The organism is Haloferax sp. s1, from assembly GCF_058382125.1.
On sequence record NZ_JBZRPK010000419.1, the window covers coordinates 1 to 4,379 of the forward strand.

The window sequence follows — 4,379 nt, forward strand, 5'->3', positions numbered from 1 at the left end:
AAACCACTCTCGACGTCAACTAATCGTCGAAACCACTCTCGACGTCAACTAATCGTCGAAACCACTCTCGACGTCAACTAATCGACGCTTACGTTTTGCTTGGCTCAGATTCGTCAGAACTCTCGTCCACGTTGTCGGTGTCGCGGTCCGTATCGATGTAGTCTAGACCGTCGAAGTCCGCGTCATCGCAGTCTGTATCGGAGAACGTGACGCCGTCGAACTCGAAGCGAGCACCGCCCGACGAACTGTCGACAACAGAAACAGACCAACCGTGAGCCTCAGCCAGCGACCGGACGATGTCGAGTCCGAATCCCGTTCCGTCCGGTGCGGTCGTAAATCCGGGTTCGAACACCTGAGTAGCGATACTGGAGTCGATGCCGTTGCCGTCGTCTTCGACCGCAAATCCGTCTTCCGAGTCCAGAACCTCGACAGTTACCGTCGGCGACGTACCAGCGTGGTCAGCGACGTTTCGAAAGAGGTTCTCGAACAGTCGCTGGAGGCGTCCGGGGTCGGCATGGATTATTTGCTCCGAGTCGATAACGAGTGTCGCATCACCCGTGTCAGCGGTATCCCACGCCTGTCCGACGATGCCTTCGAACGAGACCGGTGAGAACTCGACAACTGTGGTCCCCCGCCGTGCCGCTTTCAAGACGTTGTTGACGATTTCACTCATCCGGTCCAGCGAGGTTGCGACCCGTTCGAGATACTCCGAGTCGTTCTGCTGTCGTGCAAGGTCGAGAAAGCCCGTCGAGATAGATAGGGGATTTCGAAGGTCGTGCGAGAGGACGCGGGCGAACTCGTCGAGGCGTTCGTTTTGCCGAGCGAGTTGTTCTTCGTGTCGACGGAGTACCGTGATGTCGCGACCGACTCCGCAGAAACCGACGACTGTACCGTCCGGAGCGACGAGTCGGTGTCCGGTAAGTTGGAACAGTATCGTTCCCTTCGTCGTCGGTAGTCGGGCTTCAAAGACTGTCTCCCCGTTCTCCAGCACTTGGTTGACTGCCCGCTTGACAACTTCTCGGTCGCCCTCTTCGAAGAACGACTCGGCGGGCGTTTCGAAGAGTTCCTCGTCGGATTTCTCGGTGAGTTCGCTAAAGCGACTGTTCCACGAGACGAGCCTTCCGGACTGGTCGTAGACGTAGAACACGTCGTCGAGCGCGTCGAGTGCATCTTCGACGACCCACTCTCTATTGTCTACCTCCCCGCTTTCGGTGACCGAAACTCGGGTCGATTGGTCGACTCGGTATTGGCGTGCAAGGCGTCCGACGCGCGGAGCGAGTTCGGTCTCCGGGTCGAGGTCGTCGTTCTTGAGGTAGCCCGAGATACCCAAGTCGACGAGTTCAGTCACCGACTGTGACGTGGGTTCGTCCGCCAGAAAAACGACGGGGAGGTCCGACTCCGACGCTCGAATCTCTCGGAGGAGTGACGAGCCATCGCCGTCCGGAAGCGTCTCAGTCAGGACGAGACAGTCGAACGGACTGTCCGCATCGAGTGCCGAGCACGCAGCGTCGAGTGTCTCGGCGGTTTCGACCGTCACCCGCGTTACGGCATGCTCTACAGCACGGGCGATTTCTCGGCCGCCGCCGACCGAGAGGATACGAAGTGACGAGTCGAAGGACATACAGAATCAAGCACGAATTGTGCAAGTTAGTGAATGTCTCCCAGAGTGATAATGTTTCTGTGGTTGTTTACTCGGGTCCGTAATCAAGTCAAATTCGAGTCGTTGGTCGGACTCCCAGAACCAATCGTGTTGAAATCATGTCGTAATCAATTAGTGTCGTGCCGTCGTAAATCAGAATATGTCCAAGAAGGCGAAACTCGTCTTGGTACTGGCACTCGTCGCACTCCTATACACTGTCTTCTCCGGCAATGGAGAGACCGTCGAAGTCGAGATCGAAGAGTAACTTCCCCCATTCGTTTATCGCTCGGTCACCCTCGACCGAGTTCCACAACTGCAGCTCTCAGAGTGAATACACCGCCACACGAAAGAAGATACACCGCCACGAATGTTGTGAGTTATATGGCCGACTATCCACCGATTTCAATTCTCGGTTCGCGTCACATCCATCCTTCCGAAGCCTGAGAACGAACGACTTACCCGACGGCCACGCGAAAGCGGAACCATGTACGGGGTCGTCACGCGCAACGCAGACGAAGTCGACTGGCCCGAGTTCGACCGCGGGTTCTACGAGGTCAAGGACGTGACCGGACGGGCGGCCGCGCCGCTTCCGAACGCCGTAAACATGATTTCGTGTTTCGGCGACAACGCCGCCGCAAACGAGAGTCCAGACCTCGTCCCCGTCGACGGCGAAGGGAATCTGGCGACGCGGGACCGAACCTACTTCGACTGGGCATACATCTGTCCGACCAACGAGAAGTACCGCGCGGGCCTGTTCGAAATCATCGACGACGCCGCCGCAGAAAACGGGGACGTGCGACTCGACGACGTTGGCTTCCCCCGCGACGAGTACTGCCAATGTGACCGGTGTACGAGTCAGTTCGAGACGTGGGCCGACGAACACGACCGCGACGCCGACGACGAAGACGCGTGGTTCGAGTGGCGCGCCGAGGTCATCACCGACTTCGTCGCCGAGGCCGCCGAGCGAATCCCCGGTCGCGTCTATCTCACCCTCTACCCCGACCCCTATCCCGGCCACCTCTACCGCCGGGCGGGCCTCGACATCGAGGCGCTCTCGGAGTATGTCGACGAGTTCGTCGTCCCGCTCTACGATACGTACTACGGGACGACGTACTGGTTAGAGACTATCGCCAAGGGATTCATCTCGCTTCTCGACCCCTACGACGTGGCGTTCTCGCTCGAACTGTACGCCGTCAACGTCGATGTCGACGACCTCATTCACGCGGTCGAAGTCGCAGACGAGTACGCGGACGACGTACTCTTCGGCTACGACGCGAGCAACGCGGCGGCGACACTCCGCCGGATGACCGCAGATAAAAAGCGCGGACAGACCTTCCATCCGGACGACGCGACCCGCTGAGTTCGATACACAGGGGTACGCAGAGCCGAAGGGGCGTGATTCAAATCGCGCCAGAGAGGAAGCCGATAACGACGATACCGAGGAGGAAGATGAGCGTTGCGACCGCGAACAGGACGAACATGAGTCGCTGTCCACCCGACGATTGTGCCATGTTAGTTTATTGAGGACTGTGGGTACTTATTGCACTCGGCGCTTTTTCGGACACGGAACAGTCGCCGGTTGTCGGGGTGAAAAATCCGGGACGTGCCCGAGATGAAAACTCAGGGTCCAGTTCGCAAGGCGTCCGGTTACGGGACGACAAACCCGCCGTCGACGACCATCGGGTGTCCGGTGACGAACGATGCGTCGTCGGAACAGAGGTAGACGACGGCACTTGCGACCTCTTCGGGTTCTCCGAAGCGACCGACCGGTTCGCTCGCGAGGAGGCCCTCTCTCACTTTCTCGTTGTCGGCGGCAGCGCGGTCTATCATCGGCGTCTCGATGGCCCCCGGACAGACGGCATTGACGCGGACATCCTCGGTTGCGACTTCGAGGGCGGCCGAGCGGGTCAGGCCGATGACGCCGTGTTTGGTCGCGTAGTAGTGCGCGAGGTTCGGCGTACCGGTCAACCCAGCAACCGAAGACGTGTTGACGATTGCGCCGCCACCGTTCTCGACGAGATGCGGAATCTCGTACTTCATACCGAGGAAGACGCCGGTGAGGTTGATGTCGACGACCTGCTGGAAATCTTCCAGAGGCATGTCCGGGATGGAGTTGGGCGTTCCCTCGATACCCGCGTTGTTGTGCGCGAAGTCGAGTCCGCCGAACTCGCGTACCGTTTTGTCGACGAGGTCAGAGACGTCCGCTTCCTTCGAAACGTCGGCCTCGAAGAACACGGCTTCGCCACCGTTTTGCTCTATCTCGCTGACCACCTCTTTCCCAGCGTCGACCTGTACGTCCGAGAGTGCAACCTTTGCACCCTCTTCCGCAAAGCGCAGCGCAGTCGACCGTCCGATACCGGATGCAGCGCCCGTAACGAGGGCGACTTTTCCTTCGATTCCTTTCATAATATCAACACGGCCCGCCTACCCTACTCCGAGTGGTTCAGGCCGTAGTGAACTAGTTGAACGTTTCCCACCATAGTCTTTGTTCAATTGATACTTTTGAACCAGAAGGTAAGTCGGTGTCGCGGCCAACTCAATCGAGGTCTTCGAGCGGCTCCGAGTTTCCGAAGTACGGATTCGGTCCGTCGCCGGGGGCTGCCCAGTCGACAGCGTTCGCGAGAATGGTTCGAATTTCGGGTTGGTCGTAGATTGGGTACGTCTCGTGTCCCGGTCGGAAGTAGAAGATGCGACCCTCCCCGCGAGTGTAGCAACACCCGCTCCGGAACACTTTCCCGCC

General features: G+C 58.8%; 4 protein-coding genes. 1 reads left to right on the top strand and 3 read right to left on the bottom strand.

What is annotated here, in order from left to right; all coding sequences use genetic code 11:
• Positions 1-88 precede the first annotated feature (88 nt).
• The gene (locus QT222_RS05670; RefSeq protein WP_491476585.1) at positions 89-1,621 is read right to left on the bottom strand and encodes a response regulator; all 1,533 of its coding nucleotides are present in this window, start codon (positions 1,619-1,621) and stop codon (positions 89-91) included.
• 502 nt (positions 1,622-2,123) lie between these two features.
• On the opposite strand from QT222_RS05670, the gene QT222_RS05675 reads away from it, so the two are divergent.
• Positions 2,124-2,999, top strand: coding sequence for a hypothetical protein (locus tag QT222_RS05675; protein WP_491476586.1), 876 nt, complete (start codon positions 2,124-2,126; stop codon positions 2,997-2,999).
• 287 nt (positions 3,000-3,286) lie between these two features.
• Here QT222_RS05675 and QT222_RS05680 read toward each other — a convergent pair whose 3' ends face one another.
• Together QT222_RS05680 and QT222_RS05685 are read right to left on the bottom strand one after the other, a co-directional pair.
• Positions 3,287-4,045 carry an SDR family oxidoreductase gene (locus tag QT222_RS05680; RefSeq protein ID WP_491476587.1) on the bottom strand — a complete coding sequence of 253 codons (759 nt, stop codon included), beginning with the start codon at positions 4,043-4,045 and terminating at the stop codon, positions 3,287-3,289.
• Positions 4,046-4,175: 130 nt separating this feature from the next.
• Positions 4,176-4,379: ThuA domain-containing protein (locus QT222_RS05685; RefSeq protein WP_491476588.1), on the bottom strand; the 204-nt coding region annotated here is incomplete at its 5' end.

Excerpts from the sequence above, each read along its gene's own strand:
- QT222_RS05680 (WP_491476587.1), bottom strand. The coding sequence starts at position 4,045 with ATGAAAGGAATCGAAGGAAAAGTCGCCCTCGTTACGGGCGCTGCATCC.
- QT222_RS05670 (WP_491476585.1), bottom strand. The coding sequence starts at position 1,621 with ATGTCCTTCGACTCGTCACTTCGTATCCTCTCGGTCGGCGGCGGCCGA.
- QT222_RS05675 (WP_491476586.1), top strand. The coding sequence starts at position 2,124 with ATGTACGGGGTCGTCACGCGCAACGCAGACGAAGTCGACTGGCCCGAG.